We start from the raw sequence: 15,905 nt of genomic DNA, 5'->3' as shown, positions 1-15,905 counted from the left end.
TTTAGTTTTTAGTTTTTAGTTTTTAGTTTTTAAATAATGAACCTGCCCCGAGATCCAGCAGCCTTCTACCTCTAAATCACCATTCATTAAGGTAAAATCGGCCCGATAACCTGGCAGCAAACGGCCATATTGCTGCTCGATCCCCAGCGCTTGCGCCGGATAAAGCGACGCCATGCGCAGTGCTTCATCCAATGCCACACCTAATGTTGTCACGGCATAGCGTACCGCCGACGCCATATCTAATACAGAACCGGCTAACGCGCCCGCTTCATTGGTCAGCTTATTGCCTTCGCGGCGTACTATACCGTCAAAAAAAGCAAATTCGCTTTCGGTCGTGCCCACCGGCGACATCGCATCGGTGACTAACACCACTTTACCCGTCGGCTTGGCTAATAACGCCAGCTTTGCGGCAATTGCATCGATATGTAAGCCGTCGAGAATAATGCCACACCAACTATCGGCATCTGTTAGTGCTACCCCAACCATACCAGGTTGGCGCGAAGTAAAGGCTGACATCGCATTGTATAAATGGGTAAAGCCATTGGCCCCGGCTTGCAGTGCCTGCTGCACCGTGGCGGCATCGGCATTGGAATGGCCGAGCCAAACATGGCTTCCACTGGCCTTTAATGCTTGAATTTGTTCTGGAGAAACATTTTCAGGAGCCACGGTGAGTAAACGACATCCTAAATCGGAACGCTGATAGAGCGCCAGCTCAGCGGCCGTTAAAGCACGAATATGTTGCTGCGGATGCACGCCTTTTTTCGGTACCGATAAATGAGGCCCTTCAAAATGGACGCCCAAAATGCCCGCTTGTTGCTGGCTTAGTGCATCAGCAATAGTGGTGGCAGCCTGTTGCATGACATTTAAACTGTCGGTAATTACCGTCGGTAGCATGGCGGTGGTGCCAAACTGAGCATGCGCTTGTACCATGGTGTGCAAGGTTTCGCGAGTGGGTGCGGTATTAAATAAAGCGCCGCCGCCGCCGTTAACCTGCAAATCAATAAAGCCTGGCACTAACATCCCGGCTAACACCTGACCACTCGCCGCTTGGATCTGACTGATCCGCCCCTGCGCTAACAGCACTTCTACATTATGATGCCAATTTGCACCGTCGAATAATTTAGCCACCGCTAAGCGCTGCATTGTGCTTCCTTTTTTCTGAGAGTTTGCGGCATCGAGGTTAAATGAGGCCTCTAGCACAAGCTGATAGCGCAAAATAACGCTGTGTTAGCTTCAGTGCAATGGCTTTTTTGTTAAGTATGACATTACGCAAAGGCAGGCAGACCTTTGCTGTGGCAGTATGGATCGTCTAATCTGGTTTATAACACAAACATATAAATGATATTTAGTTATTAATTGCCACTCGACCTGCATGAGCAAAACCCGCTACACAACGACGCTGTGGCGCTAGGATAAATAAATCGCCATTTTGCCCAAGCAATTGTTGGCGCACACCCGCGAGCTTCGCAACTTGGGCATTCGCTTGCATATGCGCGGTTTCACCGTGCACCGGCACAGCAATCTCGGGTTGTACATAACGATAGAGCAGATCCAGCTCACCTTGGTTGGGATGCCCAGATACGTGGATGGGCAATAAAGTATCGGCTTGTTGTAACACCTGCACTTTTTTGGCTTTTAATTTATCGACCATTCGAGAAATCAGCATTTCATTGCCGGGGATCAGCATAGCGCTGAAAATCACCAAATCATCAGGCTCTAATAATAATTGCCGATGCCGATCTTCTGCTAACTTGGTTAACGCGGCTTTGGGCTCGCCTTGACTGCCGGTGGCAACCACCAACACTTCCTCGGGCGGTAAAAAGCCCACATGCTCGTTGGCTATCAGTGGAATATCCTCTGGCCAAATGCCACATTGCCGCGCCGCGCCTACCATGTTCTCCATGGCGCGGCCAAATAGCGCTAAATAACGGCCGCTTTGCTTGGCGATGCGCCCTAAGCTAATTAAACGCCCGATATTGCTACTAAAACCGGTCACCACCACTCGGCGTTTAAACGGTTGGATCACCGTTAATAAGGCTTGGTAACAGGCCGTTTCAGATAACGAAAAACCACTTTTTAAGGCATTGGTTGAATCACATACCATCGCAGTAATGCCCTGCTTGGCTAAGCGTTTAAACACTTGCGGTTTAAAGGCTCGGCCTAAAATCGGTGCCGCATCCATTTTCCAATCGGCGGTATGAAACACTTTACCGGCGGCAGTGGTGATCAGCAGCGCCTGCGGCTCTGGAATAGAATGGGTGATATTCAGCCAATTAACCACAAAAGGCCCACATTGACAGGTGCCGCCCGGTGGTATTTCTATAATGGGCATATCCGCTGATAAACCCGAGCGGGCAATTTTGCGGCGTAAAATTTCTGCGGCAAAGGGCGTGCAATACACGGGCGCTTGCAAGCGTGGCCACAAATACGGCAAGGCACCAATATGATCTTCATGGGCATGTGTAATGATAATGGCGCAAAGACGTTCGCGCTGCTGACTAATAAAGGCAGGATCAGCAGCCTGCACTTCAGCCGTTAATGTCTGCGTGGTAGGCTGCAGCGGGTTGTAAAAAGTCACACCACAATCGACCATCAACCATTGCCCGTCATGACCGTATAAATTCAGGTTCATGCCAATTTCACCACAGCCACCCAGTGGTAAAAACCATAATTCTTTGGCGCTGGGTAACCGCTCTGCCACTACTGCGTGCGTCAAAATAGCCTCGTGTAAAATTGCTTAGCGCTAAAGTGCTCACTAATATCACTTTTTTAGCTTTAGCTGCTATAAAAGCCCAATCATAAGGCATTAGATACGTCAAATATACGAAATTGACATCCTCCCCCAACTAACTCGGTGGGGGATTCCCATTACCTGGGCGCACACTAAATCACTTTAGGTGCAAGTTCCTGATTCATCAAGCGACCAACGCCGACTCTCCACAGGCTAATAAGCGGTGTCCCCGCTCTAAAATATTTAACGCTCCAACAACATCTGCGTTGTTGCTGTAGCCACATGCGATGCACTCAAAATTCGCTTGAGTTTGGCGGTTGTCTTTCGATACATGACCACAGCAAGGACAAGTCTGACTGGTGTATTTTGCTGGCACAGCCACAACTAAACCGCCATTCCATAATTGCTTATATTCAAGCTGCCTTCTGAACTCATACCAACCTTGATCAAGGATACTTTTGTTCAGACCAGACTTGGCTTTCACGTTTCTACCGTGTTCTTTTGAATTGCCTTTTGCTGACTTAGACATATTGGATACACGTAAATCCTCAATCGCTATCATCGCGTGGTTATTGCTGATGTGATGAGAGGCTTTGTGTAAGTAGTCTTTGCGACAGTTTGCAATTAGCGTGTGCAGTTTTTGGATTTTTAATTTCTGCTTTTTCCAGTTAGCAGAGAATTTCACTTTTCTTGATAGCTTGCGCTGTTCAATGGCCAAGCGTTTTTCATGCTTACGGAATGCATTAAGCGGCTTTAGATATGTGCCATCAGATAACGTGACGAACTTAGCAATACCCATATCTATGCCTACGGCAGAACCAGAAAAATGCTTAGGTTCGTCAATCTCTTGCTCCACTAGGAATGAAATATACCAGTGGCCTGATTTAACGCTAACTGTGCAGTTTTTAATGTTGCCTTGTACGTCTTGAGACTTACGAAAGTTAATCCAGCCTAACTTGCTTGGTAACTTGACTCGCTTGGCATCTAGTTCGCAGTATTTGTTAAAGTTAACAAAGCGTATGGAATCCGGGTTTTGGCCTTTCTTTTTGAATCGGGGCTTATCAGCAGCAAGTGATTTGTCAAAACAGCGCATCCATGCGCTATGTAAGTCTTTTAGCTTTTGCTGCAAGTTATCCGTATAGGCTTCCTTTAGCCACGACAGATCATCTTGCTTTTTCCATTGGGTGATGAGTTTGTTCAGCTCAAAAGCGCTTGGGAGCCTTGTGCCAGCATCCAGCTTATCCAAGCAATGACGCAGACCTTGATTCCACACAAACCGTGCATGACCACACAGCACATTAAGCCTCGCTGCTTGTTCAGCATTAGGCTCCAATCGAAACTTGTAGGCTTTGCGAATTAACATTGCAATAAAGTCAAGTATTAATATACTGTACAGAATAACAGTGCTAGCAAGAAAGGCAATCTTAATGAACGATAATTTTGATAAAAGTAGATATAGTTGATATTTACTACATTTACATATCGTTTTTGTAACTAAATACAGAAAGAAAGTGTTTGGTGGTTTGCACTTGCAAAGCTTAGAGGTAACTTATAAATAGCTTTGTCTGGGTCTTGATGCAGTGTTGAAGGAATTTAACGGCAAACCAGATCATGTTCACCTATTAATATCAACATCCCCTAAAACACCAAGCGTTGCTAAGTGAGTTAACTCACTGAAAGCAAAAAGTTCACGCCGGATTCGTAGGGAGTTTAATGATGTTGCAGGGGCATTTAGTAAGAATATTCTTTGGAGTCGCTCTTACTTTGCTGGCACATGCTGAGGTGTGCCATTGGCGTTGATTCGCCAGTACATCGAGCAACAGGATAGACCGCATTAAGGTGCTGACGCACCTTTGGCTATTCCCCTCCCGGTTCCCTCGCAGGGAGGGGAATAGCCGTTTAGGGTGGGCATCCGTATTAAACGACGTCCTATTTCTGGCTATATGCTATGAAACGGGCAATTTTTAGTTTTGTCTTAATAAAATCTTAAGGTTCGGTATTTAAATTGGTCATAGTTTCGTTTACTAAGGCCACCTTATGACTCAGTTCGCTGCTCTTAACGCTTTGCCCCGCCCTTTTTTTGGCGATTGTTTGGCGCTGCAAAGCAGTAAATTGACATTGCACACAAGGCACAGCGCCGATCGCGCTGAGATAGAACAGTTTATTCAACAGCAATTTCGGCAACACCATCAAGCTGACATCAATTTTTTTATGCCGGTGCTACTGAGCTTGCACTGCGTCGGGCAATTAACCGCCGTGGTGGGTTTAACGGCCGCCGCTATGCAACCCTTGTTTTTAGAACAATATTTACCGGCACCAATTGAACACGTTTTAAGTGCTCAACAGCAAATTGAGGTACCACGCCAACACATTTTAGAAGTAGGTAATTTGGTCGCCAGTCGCAGTGGCAGCAGTTTGTTATTGATGGTGGTATTAAGCGAACTGATCATAGCATCGCCTTACCAATGGATCGCCTTTACCGCGACCAGTGAAGTGCAGTCTTTGTTAAGTAAATTGCACTATCAACCGCTGGCTTTGGCCCCCGCCGATGTGAGCAAATTAGCCGACAACTCCACAGGCTGGGGCCGCTATTATCAAAAACAACCTACCGTTATGGCAGGGCATGCGTTACCGGCAATAGCCAGTGCGCAACAACTCACCCGCTATCAGCTGATCAAACGGCTTTTTTCCGATCAAATTACACAGATCAGTGCCGAACTTAACCTATTGGAGCACTCTTATGCTTAATACCGTGCCCGTGTCGCATGCTCAGTTGCTGCAATTTGCCGATCGCATCGCTTTAGACGATGGCGAACAACAACTCAGTTATCATGAGTTGGCTTTGCAAGTGTCAATCCTCAGTGCGTGGCTGGTTGCCTCGCCGTATCAACGCATTGCGATTAGCGGTGATAACAGTATCGCCTGGGTCATTGCCGATCTGGCGTTGGCACAAGCGAATAAAATTGCCATTCCTGTACCAGTGTTTTTCTCAGCTCAGCAGCAACAATTTATGTTGGCTGAAGCCGGTGTTGAATTAGTACTACAAACACAAGCCACTGAACAAAGCCAGCCAACGGTTATTGACGGCTTGTGGGCAAAGCGCCTTAACCCTGTCGAACATCAAGCTACCAGTATGCCGATCAGCAGTGGCAAAATTACGTTTACCTCGGGCACCACCTCAACTCCAAAGGGTGTGTGCCTAAGCTGGAAACAACAAGCCGCCACCTGCGATGGCTTACAACAAGCCTTAGCCGAGCAGTTTAGCGGGGCGCCTCAGCTGCATTATTGCTTATTGCCGTTGGCCACTTTATTAGAGAACGTAGCAGGCGTGTATTTGCCGCTGCGTTTAGGGCAGCGCGTTTTAATTCTTAGCGCCGCTAAAACCGGCCTAGCTGGCAGCTCGGGTTTAGATTTACCGACTTTTATTGCCAGCTTATTGCAATATCGGCCAGCCAGTTTGATTTTAACGCCGCAGCTACTACAAGCGTTACTCCTGATCTGCCGGCAGCATCCTGAGCTAACCCGTACCTTTCGCTTTATCGCCGTAGGCGGTGCGCATTGTGCCAAAGCTTTGTTAACTCAGGCGGCAGCGCTGAAGTTACCGATTTTTCAAGGCTATGGTTTATCGGAAGCGGGCTCTGTTGTCGCGTTAAATTTACCACAACAGCAATGTCAAAACAGTGTGGGTAAACCCCTACCCCATGTTGCTGTTCGTGTACGTCAGCAACATATTGAAGTGAATGGCCAGCTATTTAGTGGTTACCTTGGTGAGATGCCGCGCGATCCAGAGGCGTGGTTAGATACCGGCGATCTCGGTTATCTGGATGAAGACGGTTATTTGGTGATCCAAGGGCGCAGCAAACATCTGCTGATCAGCAGTTATGGTCGAAATATTTCGCCAGAATGGCTCGAAGCCGAATTACAAAGTTGTCCCGCTATCGCTCAAGCGATGGTGCTGGGCGATGCCAAGCCTTGGTTAAGTGTGGTGCTCACCCTGCGCGCCAATGCCACAAAGCAGACGTTACAACAGCAATTAAACCAACTTAATACGCAATTACCTGATTATGCGCGCCTGCGAACGGTGCTGGTGATAAACACGCCTTTTACCCAAGCGAATCAGCAATTAACCGCCAATGGCCGATTGCGCCGCCAGCCGATTATTGAGCAGTATCAAACTGCCATAGAGCAGCTCTATCAGCAACAACCCGATCCGCTTATTCCAACCATTATGGCAGTCGCTGCCAAAGAGGAGTTAACTTATGAGTTTTTTTAACACACTAATGGCACAAACCAGCAATGAGCGGCAATACCTGTTATCCGCACCGTTGATCCAGCGCTGTTTAGCCGATCAAAGCTTTACTTTAGCTGAGTATCAGGCGTTTTTAACCGAAGCCTACCACCACGTTAAGCATACGGTGCCCTTGTTGATGGCCGTTGGCAGCAGACTGCGTAGCGACCAAGAATATTATCGCGAAGCCATTGCCGAATATATTGAGGAAGAATTAGGCCATCAAGAATGGGTGTTAAACGATGTTGCCGCCTGTGGTGTGGACAAAGAGAGCGTTCGACATGGCCAACCCCGCCTAGCAACCGAGTTAATGGTGGCTTATGCCTACGACACCGTGCTGCGCAAAAATCCGTTAGCGTTCTTCGGTATGGTATTAGTGCTGGAAGGCACCAGTGTTAATTTGGCTACACAAGCAGCAGACATTATTCAAAAGCAATTGGGCTTACCCAATAAAGCCTTTAGTTATTTGCGTTCACACGGCAGCTTGGATATTGAACATCTGACGTTTTTTGAAAAGTTAATGGACACCATTACCGATAGCGCTGATCAAGCTGCCATTATTCATGCTGCAAAAGTATTTTATCAGTTGTATGGCAATATTTTTCGCAGTATCGAAAACGCGCCATCGCAGCAGGAGGCCGCATGACATTAGAGGCTAAAGCCGTCTTATTAACCGGTGCCAGTGGCGGGATTGGTCAGGCTTTAGCACAGCAACTGGACCAAGCAGGCGCAACGCTCTGGTTAACCGGTAGAAACGAAGCGGCATTAAAGACTTTAGCCGCTAAGCTCAGTCGGCCAGCGCATATTGTCATCGCTGATCTTGCCAGTAACGCTGGTCGACAGCACCTGCTAGAGAACTTAGGCACACAGCCATTAGACGCCGTGGTGTTTGCTGCCGGCACTAACCACTTTGCTTTACTGGGCGATCAAAATGCAGAGCAGCTAAGCCAGCTAATTAATACCAATTTACTGGCGCCAATGCAGCTAACACAGAGCTTATTGCCGCGCTTAAGTGCCGAGGCGCGCTTGCTGTATATTGGTTCGAGCTTGGGCGCCATCGGTTATCCCGGTTTCGCCGCTTATGGCGCCAGTAAGGCAGGCCTGCGCAGTTTTGCTCAAGCACTACGCCGTGAGTGGGCCGATAGCCCACGTCAAGTTTGTCATATCGCGCCACGCGCCACTCAAACCGAGATGAATAGTACGGCGATGCAGCAAATGAATCAGCAATTAAAGGTTAAGGCCGATAGCCCCCAGTGGGTTGCCAGCCAAGTACTACGGCAACTGCAAGCAACACAGATGCACGATCAAGATTTAGGTTATCCAGAAAAACTGTTTATCCGCATCAATGCTGTATTGCCGGGGGTGGTCGATAACGCCATTACTGGTCAATTACCGGTGATTAAACGCTATGCAAAACAGAATGTTAGCCAAGCGCTGACGACAGGAGAGGCTTTATGAACACTTATCAAACTTTACTCGTGAGTACCTTATTAAGCAGCGCCTTGTTATTCAGCGCGACCAGTCACGCCATTGAATTACCACAGCTGCAACAGCGTTGGGCCGAGATTAAATATCAACAAACCGGTAAGCAGCAAGAAAGCGCTTATCAAGCGTTATTAACTGAAGCCAGCGCCGCCAGTGCCGAACACGCTAATGATGCGAATTATCTTATTTGGGAAGGGATTATTCGCTCAACCTATGCCGGTGCCGTGGGCGGTTTATCTGCACTGAGTGAGGTGAAAGCGGCACGCAAACTATTTGAACAAGCTATAGAGCTGGATGCCAATGCCCTAGATGGCTCGGCTTATACCAGCTTAGGCTCTTTGTATTATCAAGTGCCTGGCTGGCCTGTTGGCTTTGGTAGCGATAAAAAAGCCCGTGAATATTTACTCAAAGGTCTGGCGGTGAACCCTAACGGTATTGATGCTAACTATTTTTACGGTGATTTTTTACTGCAACAAAAAGACTATCAAGCCGCCATAGCCGCCTTTGAAAAAGCGTTAGCGGCACCGGATAGACCCGGCCGTGAGCAAGCCGATCTCGGCCGTCGCCAAGAAATAAAGCAAGCCTTAAGCCTCGCGCAACAAAAGGCTAAATAACACGCTAAGCATTTTATAGTGTGTTTCATTCGCCATTATAAACATGGCTAACACGGGTTCTCGCTTGTAGCGAGAGCTCGTTAAGCCTATCTTAAGTGAATAATATTAATGTCTTGGCAGAATTAGCCAGCAGCAGGAGCAAGTTGATGCGTTTGTTATTAGTCGAAGATGATAAATTATTAGCGCAAGGTATTGTCACGGCGCTAAGCAAAGTCGGTTATCAATTGGAACACTGCCAAACCGGTAACCAGGCATTACAGGCGATTAATCATAGCGAATTTGACTTAATTATTCTCGATTTAGGCTTACCTGATGGCTTTGCTAAAACCGTTTTAGATAAATTACGCTCACAAAAACACACCTTACCGGTACTGGTGCTGACGGCCTTGGACCAGCTAGAAACCAAGCTGAGTTTACTCAATGCCGGGGCAGATGATTATATGATTAAACCCTTTGATGTGCGTGAGCTAGAAGCGCGGATCCGTGTACTGATGCGTCGGCAAAGCACGCGGCGACATGATGTGCTGACGGTGGGTAAAGTATCGCTAGATTTAGCCAATCATAGCTGTGACTTTGCCGGGCAAGCGGTTAACTTAACGCGGCGCGAGTTTTTATTATTACAAGATTTCTTGCAGCATAAAGATCAAATTTTAACGCGCCAGCATCTAGAAGAGCTGAGCGTTGGTTGGGATGGTGATAACGAAAGTAACGCCATTGAAGTGCATATTCATAACTTACGCAAAAAACTGCAGCCAGAACTGATTAAAACCGTACGCGGTGTTGGTTATTTATTACCAAGCAATTTATCTGAGTGATGTAACCCTCTTAATTAACGCATGAAACGGCCTAACCCACATCGGGGTTAGGCCGTGTTGGCTTTCGCTAATGGTTCACTTAGCTTTGTAGCGCCTTGCTGATCATCAGATCGATTAAGGCTTTTTGTGCTTTTGCGGCGTCATCCGCACTGCGCGGTAACTTGCTAGCTTGAATGTTATTCAACTGCAACAAGGCGGCCGCTTTCGCCAGATTGTCATAGTCGCTTGGTTTTTCTAAACCGGCGGCGGCAATCAGGCGTTTCACATATTCCACTTGCAGGTTATGACTTACTGAAGTGGCTTTACGTGGGTCAACGAAGATGCTGTCGGTTAGATCTTTCATAAAGCGCGTTAAGCTGTATTCATTACCATAAAGAGCGGAGTCAGAAATACGCTGTAACACGGCTTTGTGCAAGATGTGATCTAGCACCGATTTTTGCATGCCTAAGATCATCTCATGCGCTTTAGGATCTAAGTTACGACCGCTATGCGTGAAGCCTCGACGTTGCTGTAATAACTGGCTGTATAACGGCTGCATTACCGCTAATACATCCGGTGCAAACACTTTTTCGCTAAGTAGCTTCATCGCCGCTTGTTGCTGCGCTAATGGCACTGGTGTTAAAGGCTGCTTGTCGGTAGGGGCACCCGCGACATTACGCTCGACATAAACACCACCAATTTGCCGCGATACCACACCGGCCTGACTGCGGTACTGACCAAACAACATATTGGCTGAGGTCAGTAAACGCTGATAAGACTCTCCCTCAGTCACGGCAGTGGTTGATAACTCAGCCATCATTTTCTCTAACAAACGCATGCGATCGGCAGCATACACAACAGGCTCTGAAGACATATCGCCAATCATCACGCGTGGATCGATATGCCGACCTGGCGTACGCATATCATCCGCATCGTTACCAAAAGCTAAAGCAGGCTCAACTGAACGCGCTAAGATTTTCTCTAAACGCGCTTGTTCTGCCGCTGCATCATTTAACGCGGTGCTGTAACCATACTCAATGGCCCAATCATCATAGGGGCCGGGCTTAGTTTGGAAAATATCGCCCTGCGCCATGCCTGGTGGGGCTATATTGATAGGCGTATAGTCCATCACCGAGCCAGTTAAAATCCCTTGGGTTTTGCTCTTGTCATGCACTTCTTTGGCATTCCACAAGTTAGAAGCGCGCATGTTGTGGTTTAAGCCTAGCGTGTGACCCACTTCGTGTAATACCAACTCCATTAAGCCTTGACGCATAATGTCGTTTTGTTCAATGTTTAAGCCATTGCCTAAGCTGGCGGCCATCACAAAACCTTCTTGTAATTGATGACCGGCCGAACAAAATAACCCGTCGCCATGCTGATGTGCATCATTAGCACTTAGCTCACTGGCGCTCGCGCTACCTTCAGTAAACAGCTTGTCGTATATCCAGCGGTTTTTCATAAACACGTATTCAAGCATGATGTCGGCGCCTAAGATCTCACCGGTTAGCGGGTTCGCTAACGAGGGGCCATAACCGCCAAAAGGTGGCTGTGGTGACGAGGTCCAGCGTAATACGTTGTAATTGATATCGCCCGCATCCCAATCGGCATCATCCGGTTGAACTCGCACCTCAATAGCGTTTTTAATGCCGGCTTTTTCAAAAGCACTGTTCCATGCTAATACACCGTCTCTAACGGTATCGCGCCACTCTACTGGGGTGGTGTTCTCAATCCACCAAACGATCGGTTTAACAGGCTCAGATACCGCCGCTGACGGATCTTTTTTCTGCAGATCCCAACGGTGGATCACATCCCGAAACGGCGCCCAATCTTCTGACGTCATATTGTCCGCTTGGGTGGTGAAATAACCAATGCGTGCGTCGTCATAACGCGGCACAAAATTATTCTCAGGCAAGGCAATAAAAGAATGTTGAAACTTGATAGAAACAGAGCGTGGATCGCTTAAGGCATCGCTGCCACGTACACCTGGGTTACCGTCGGCGAACACATAATCAACGACCACATCAAGGTTATTCGGGTAAGGACGATGCTGCACGATACGTGATTTTTTCTCGTCTAACTTACCGACTTTAAACCGGTTTTTGGCATTAGGATCGTTCGGATTAGCCCACGGCGATACTTTGGTTAAGTCTTCACTTAAAAATAGCTTGTCGGCTTTAACTAAAAACTTATCTTGCTGTTGCTTTTCAATTTTTAGCGTAGCTAGTACCGCTTCACTAATATTGGCATCCGCGGCGCGCGCTAAAGCACTGTTTGGGTCAAAGTAAAAACGTGGTGTTTTACTGATCACATCAATGCGATCAAAGTAACGGCGAAATTCAATCAGCTTGGTCCCCCGATACGAGCCACGGAAATGCCCTGCATCAGTCACCCCATCTAACGTTTTCGCGAAATATAAAAACGGTTTGTCGAGTTGTGCTTCGGTGATGCTCATTAAATGCTCACCGGTTTTTTCATCCACATACAGCGTAAATAAACCGTTTATCGCGGTTTTGTTAGCAATCATGCTGCTGTAAGTTTGTTCTTTTTTCTCGGCAGCAGGTTTGGCATCTTGGGCAGCAATCGGCGCGGCCAATAAGGCCAGCGATACCGCAAGCGACAGAATGGATTTATTCATTGAGTAGTCTCTTATCTTTTTAGTTAATGTATTCATGACCAGGTTGCAAAACTAACAACCTATGTAAACTGGCCGTAGCCATGCGTTCAGTCAAGATTGATCAGACTGACATACGCACTAATACGATAAATGGCTCAAATGCCGCTAACAGACTATAGGGTCAGGTCTAATGTGATGACTCGCCTCACATCCCAGACTATAGGGTCAGGTCTTGCTTTTTGCCTTTTCTAGCTTCGGGGGCAGATACCAAGCCCCTTAACGTTTTCGCCGTTGGCGAGATACTTTCTTTTGCGTCGCCAAAAGAAAGTATCCAAAGAAAATGCGACCCCACTTCCGCTCGAAAGCCCCACTGCTCATGCGTTATCCAAGGCGAAAACGTAACTCGCGCTATGCTTCGTCGCCGCACTCAAACACCCGTTTTCTTAAAACCTTGGTCAACGATGATCAGTCGGCTCGCTCTAAGGGGAATAAAAGCTAGAGCGGTATTCGCTTAGTTGTATAGCTTGTTTGTGCAATATTGCAGACATTTCACAGGGCAATCAGTAAAGACCGCTTTCAGTTCTTGGCGGTATGAATCTTGAAACCAAAATACGCCTAAGGCTGATGTGCTTTTAAATCCCATTACGTTGCAAGCCGAGCAAGTTTGCTCGACCAAGGTTTTAAGACGAGGGGTGTTTGAGTGAGGCGACGGTAGCGACGAGCGAGTTACCTCGTCGCCTTGGGCGGGCAAAATTGAGCGGGCTTTCGCCGCAACGTGGGTCGCATTTTCTTTGGTGACTTTCTTTTGGCGAAACAAAAGAAAGTTACTCGCCAACGGCGAAAACGTTGTTTATTTAATAAGTTATTGCGGACATGCGCATAAACATTTTGGTGCGACAGGAATGTCTATTCTTTGCTCTTAACAGTAATAATCTTAAAACGGAAATATTCCTAAGCTTGATGGGCTTTTCAATCCCATTACGTTGCAAGCCGAGCAAGTTTGCTCGACCAAGGTGTTAAGACGAGGGGTGTTTGAGTGAGGCGACGGTAGCGCCGAGCGAGTTACCTCGTCGCCTTGGGCGGGCAAAATTGAGCGGGCTTTCGCCGCAACGTGGGTCGCATTTTCTTTGGTGACTTTCTTTTGGCGAAACAAAAGAAAGTTACTCGCCAACGGCGAAAACGTTGTTTATTTAATAAGCTATTGCGGACATTCGCAGCCTCCCTGCTGCTGTTACGAAAACGCTAGCCAACAGCGCCGTTAACTCCACACAACCACTAGCGAAGTTTAATTAGCCGGCGCTGCCACTTGCAAATCGAGCCGATACTCTGCAAAGCCAACATTGTCGCTCGACAGCTTCGTCATTGGCCAATAATTATTCGCCTGAATAAACTGCTGTGCAGCGGCTGAATCTCGGGTTTTAAAGCGTAAATCTAATTGCACCGCGCTTTTCAATGGCAACAAACGCCAATTATGATCCGCCTGTGGATTCACCGCACTAAGATAACGGTCGCTAGCAGCATCATACTGCGATTGCTGCTCAATATAAGCGACCAAGGCTTCGCGATTGGTATCAGGTAATTCCAGCACCACCTTATCACTGCCGGTACCCGCAAACATGCCGGTGTAGGCTCGATAGTTATTGGTGACAACAATAAAACTTTTGGCCGCAAATTCGGCATCCCGATACACTTTGCCACTGGCGTCGGTGTAACGTAAATCGACAATGCGATTTGCAGATGCATTCACTAATTCACAGCGCTGATTAAATTTGCTCGGTTGGCTAACATCAATTTGGTAATAGATGCCATCAATCACATCAAAATTATAGGATGAATGCGCCAAGTTAATCAGCGTTTGTGGCGCCGTTGAAGTGAGATCAATCTGTAAAAACTGATTAGCCGAGCACTCTAACCAGTCTTTTAACTCAGCACCGTTTAATTTTACTGCGACAACAGTATTCGGATACAAATACAAATCGGCAGCATTACGAAAACTTAACGGCCCTTGGCTCACTTGAATATATTGCTCAGCATCGTTGCTGCTCTCAAGCTTACCACCCGCTTTAAACGGCGCGGCAGCTGACAAGAGCGGGATATCTTGCAGTTCCGGCGGCAACAGCTCGGCCACTCGCGTTCGTTGTGCATCAGCAACCAATTGCACAGTAGGATCGTCCTGAATTTGTGCTAAAAAACTGTACATATCGGCAGAGGCCATACCAATGCTTCGCTGCATAAAGGCCATCGTGCCCTGATGCGCTTCAGCAACAGCGGCAACAATAGCAGCATCTGCTTCCACATTCGGCTGCTGAGTGGCATTGTCAAACACCGCTAAAGTTTGCGCCTGAGCAGAGACCACTTGCCACTCACCAGCGTTTTGCTGCAAGGTTAAATCGACCATACCGAGATGATCGCCCCAACGCCCTGGCATTACTGCCGGGATACCGTTCAGTAAGCCTTGCGAGATATCCGCGCTAGGTAGATGTTGAAATTGCGCTGCGGGAAACACCGCATGGCTGTGGCCAAACAACACCGTAGCAATGCCAGGTACCTGTGTTAAGGCATACACCATATTCTCAGCCATCGGATCAACCTCTACGCCCGTATGGCCTAAACCCGAATGAGCAATCGCAATAATCACATCGGCCCCAGCCGCTTGCATTTCGGGTACCAAGCGCTTTGCAGTGTCAATAATACTGTCGACCCGCAACTTACCTGCTAAGTGTTGTTTATCCCATGACAGAATTTGCGGCGGCACAAAGCCAATATAGCCAAGAGTGATTTGCTGCGGTTGCCCTTGTGTATCAATAACGTGTTTTTGCTGCAAAATATAAGGGGGATATAAATGATCGCCCTGCTTTACACCTGGGCGGCATTGCACTTCAGCGCAATAAATATTGGCACTGGTATAAGGAAAATTAGCCCCCGCTAGCGTTTGGTATAAAAACGGTAAGCCAAAGTTAAACTCGTGATTGCCTAAGGTGGCAACATCATAATCCAACGTATTTAGCGCCAGCATGATCGGATGGATCTCGCCTTCAGCCAAGCCGCGCTGCGCAATATAATCACCTAATGGGCTGCCTTGGATCAGATCGCCATTATCCACCAACACACTGTTTTGTACTTGCGCCCGCGCCGCTTTAATTAAACTGGCGGTGCGCGCCAAACCCAAACTCGGATCGGTTTGACCGCTGTAATAATTAAAATCTAGCATGTTGGCATGTAAATCGGAGGTTTCTAAAACGCGCAATTTAACTTGTACCGGTTGCTCGTTAGGCGGCGAGCAAGCAAATAAACCTGTTAAAAGCGTCAGCAAGAGCATAGAACTGCGAGGTTGTGGCATAAGAAGGTGGTCCTAAATTTTCACAAAAGTGCGCCAGTC

The 15,905-nt window shown here is 47.5% G+C and carries 11 protein-coding genes and 1 pseudogene; 7 read left to right on the top strand and 5 right to left on the bottom strand.

Annotated features, from left to right (window positions below; genetic code table 11):
• Positions 1 to 15 precede the first annotated feature (15 nt).
• The 3 genes from nagA to ACUJFL_RS06965 form a co-directional block, all read right to left on the bottom strand.
• Positions 16 to 1,143 (bottom strand): N-acetylglucosamine-6-phosphate deacetylase, encoded by a 1,128-nt coding sequence (gene nagA, locus ACUJFL_RS06975; RefSeq protein ID WP_445428825.1) that lies wholly within the window; start codon positions 1,141 to 1,143, stop codon positions 16 to 18.
• A 202-nt stretch (positions 1,144 to 1,345) separates the two neighbouring features.
• On the bottom strand, positions 1,346 to 2,632 hold the full coding sequence (locus tag ACUJFL_RS06970; RefSeq protein ID WP_445429065.1) for a ribonuclease J: 1,287 nt from the start codon (positions 2,630 to 2,632) through the stop codon (positions 1,346 to 1,348).
• Between the two features lie 283 nt (positions 2,633 to 2,915).
• Positions 2,916 to 4,094 (bottom strand): RNA-guided endonuclease InsQ/TnpB family protein, encoded by a 1,179-nt coding sequence (locus tag ACUJFL_RS06965; RefSeq protein ID WP_445428824.1) that lies wholly within the window; start codon positions 4,092 to 4,094, stop codon positions 2,916 to 2,918.
• 118 nt (positions 4,095 to 4,212) lie between these two features.
• On the opposite strand from ACUJFL_RS06965, the pseudogene tnpA reads away from it, so the two are divergent.
• The 7 genes and pseudogenes from tnpA to ACUJFL_RS06930 all read left to right on the top strand — a co-directional run bounded on the left by tnpA (position 4,213) and on the right by ACUJFL_RS06930 (position 9,933).
• Positions 4,213 to 4,512 (top strand): annotated as a pseudogene (tnpA, locus tag ACUJFL_RS06960) (IS200/IS605 family transposase).
• Positions 4,513 to 4,768: 256 nt separating this feature from the next.
• Positions 4,769 to 5,479: a thermostable hemolysin gene (locus ACUJFL_RS06955; protein ID WP_445428823.1), complete on the top strand. Its 711-nt coding sequence runs from the start codon at positions 4,769 to 4,771 to the stop codon at positions 5,477 to 5,479.
• Positions 5,472 to 7,004, top strand: a complete 1,533-nt coding sequence (locus ACUJFL_RS06950; RefSeq protein WP_445428822.1) for an AMP-binding protein — start codon at positions 5,472 to 5,474, stop codon at positions 7,002 to 7,004. The genes ACUJFL_RS06955 and ACUJFL_RS06950 overlap by 8 nt, the downstream gene beginning before the upstream one ends.
• On the top strand, positions 6,991 to 7,665 hold the full coding sequence (locus ACUJFL_RS06945; RefSeq protein ID WP_226750794.1) for a TenA family transcriptional regulator: 675 nt from the start codon (positions 6,991 to 6,993) through the stop codon (positions 7,663 to 7,665). Before ACUJFL_RS06950 ends, ACUJFL_RS06945 begins: the two co-directional genes overlap by 14 nt.
• Positions 7,662 to 8,477 carry an SDR family oxidoreductase gene (locus tag ACUJFL_RS06940; protein ID WP_445428821.1) on the top strand — a complete coding sequence of 272 codons (816 nt, stop codon included), beginning with the start codon at positions 7,662 to 7,664 and terminating at the stop codon, positions 8,475 to 8,477. The genes ACUJFL_RS06945 and ACUJFL_RS06940 overlap by 4 nt, the downstream gene beginning before the upstream one ends.
• Positions 8,474 to 9,118: a tetratricopeptide repeat protein gene (locus ACUJFL_RS06935; RefSeq protein WP_445428820.1), complete on the top strand. Its 645-nt coding sequence runs from the start codon at positions 8,474 to 8,476 to the stop codon at positions 9,116 to 9,118. The genes ACUJFL_RS06940 and ACUJFL_RS06935 overlap by 4 nt, the downstream gene beginning before the upstream one ends.
• 146 nt (positions 9,119 to 9,264) lie before the next feature.
• On the top strand, positions 9,265 to 9,933 hold the full coding sequence (locus tag ACUJFL_RS06930; RefSeq protein WP_226750791.1) for a response regulator: 669 nt from the start codon (positions 9,265 to 9,267) through the stop codon (positions 9,931 to 9,933).
• A 79-nt stretch (positions 9,934 to 10,012) separates the two neighbouring features.
• Here the strand turns inward: ACUJFL_RS06930 and ACUJFL_RS06925 are convergent, their stop codons facing one another.
• Complete coding sequence (locus tag ACUJFL_RS06925; RefSeq protein ID WP_445428819.1) at positions 10,013 to 12,547, bottom strand: zinc-dependent metalloprotease; 2,535 nt, start codon at positions 12,545 to 12,547, stop codon at positions 10,013 to 10,015.
• 1,264 nt (positions 12,548 to 13,811) lie between these two features.
• On the bottom strand, positions 13,812 to 15,866 hold the full coding sequence (locus ACUJFL_RS06920; protein ID WP_445428818.1) for a bifunctional 2',3'-cyclic-nucleotide 2'-phosphodiesterase/3'-nucleotidase: 2,055 nt from the start codon (positions 15,864 to 15,866) through the stop codon (positions 13,812 to 13,814).
• Between the last annotated feature and the right edge of the window lie 39 nt (positions 15,867 to 15,905).

Source organism: Alishewanella sp. HL-SH05 (assembly GCF_052655985.1).
This window is presented reverse-complemented; position numbering and strand designations above follow the sequence as displayed.

Coding starts and splice junctions, on each gene's coding strand:
- nagA (WP_445428825.1), bottom strand. CDS start 1,143: ATGCAGCGCTTAGCGGTGGCTAAATTATTCGACGGTGCAAATTGGCAT.
- ACUJFL_RS06970 (WP_445429065.1), bottom strand. CDS start 2,632: ATGAACCTGAATTTATACGGTCATGACGGGCAATGGTTGATGGTCGAT.
- ACUJFL_RS06965 (WP_445428824.1), bottom strand. CDS start 4,094: ATGTTAATTCGCAAAGCCTACAAGTTTCGATTGGAGCCTAATGCTGAA.
- ACUJFL_RS06955 (WP_445428823.1), top strand. CDS start 4,769: ATGACTCAGTTCGCTGCTCTTAACGCTTTGCCCCGCCCTTTTTTTGGC.
- ACUJFL_RS06950 (WP_445428822.1), top strand. CDS start 5,472: ATGCTTAATACCGTGCCCGTGTCGCATGCTCAGTTGCTGCAATTTGCC.
- ACUJFL_RS06945 (WP_226750794.1), top strand. CDS start 6,991: ATGAGTTTTTTTAACACACTAATGGCACAAACCAGCAATGAGCGGCAA.
- ACUJFL_RS06940 (WP_445428821.1), top strand. CDS start 7,662: ATGACATTAGAGGCTAAAGCCGTCTTATTAACCGGTGCCAGTGGCGGG.
- ACUJFL_RS06935 (WP_445428820.1), top strand. CDS start 8,474: ATGAACACTTATCAAACTTTACTCGTGAGTACCTTATTAAGCAGCGCC.
- ACUJFL_RS06930 (WP_226750791.1), top strand. CDS start 9,265: ATGCGTTTGTTATTAGTCGAAGATGATAAATTATTAGCGCAAGGTATT.
- ACUJFL_RS06925 (WP_445428819.1), bottom strand. CDS start 12,547: ATGAATAAATCCATTCTGTCGCTTGCGGTATCGCTGGCCTTATTGGCC.
- ACUJFL_RS06920 (WP_445428818.1), bottom strand. CDS start 15,866: ATGCCACAACCTCGCAGTTCTATGCTCTTGCTGACGCTTTTAACAGGT.